This window comes from Loigolactobacillus bifermentans DSM 20003 (assembly GCF_001434575.1).
Lineage (GTDB): Bacteria > Bacillota > Bacilli > Lactobacillales > Lactobacillaceae > Loigolactobacillus > Loigolactobacillus bifermentans.
This window is the reverse complement of the sequence record NZ_AZDA01000115.1, coordinates 1-219: the sequence shown is the minus strand read 5'-3', so window position 1 is coordinate 219 and position 219 is coordinate 1. Positions and strand designations below refer to the sequence as shown.

Genomic DNA, 219 nt, shown 5'->3' with positions numbered 1-219 from the left:
TACTTCTGGCACGTCCACTTCAACCGTTGTCCCTACAGTCCCTGTTACGCCGGTCACTGTTTGGTCCCCTTTATTACTTGGAATCGTCACTGTAGCTGTAATCGTGTTTGGTGTATAGACCACGTTCACAGTTGTATCACCTGTTGGCACCGTCACCGCTGTTGTTTCTGCCGTGTAACCTGGTACTTCCGGATAAGTGTTACTGTCGATTGTTGTATC

The 219-nt window shown here is 48.4% G+C and carries 1 protein-coding gene; it reads right to left on the bottom strand.

Annotated elements, in window-relative coordinates; translation table 11 throughout:
* A partial coding sequence (locus FC07_RS16005) for a hypothetical protein (protein ID WP_202813453.1) occupies nucleotides 1–219 on the bottom strand: 219 nt, incomplete at both ends.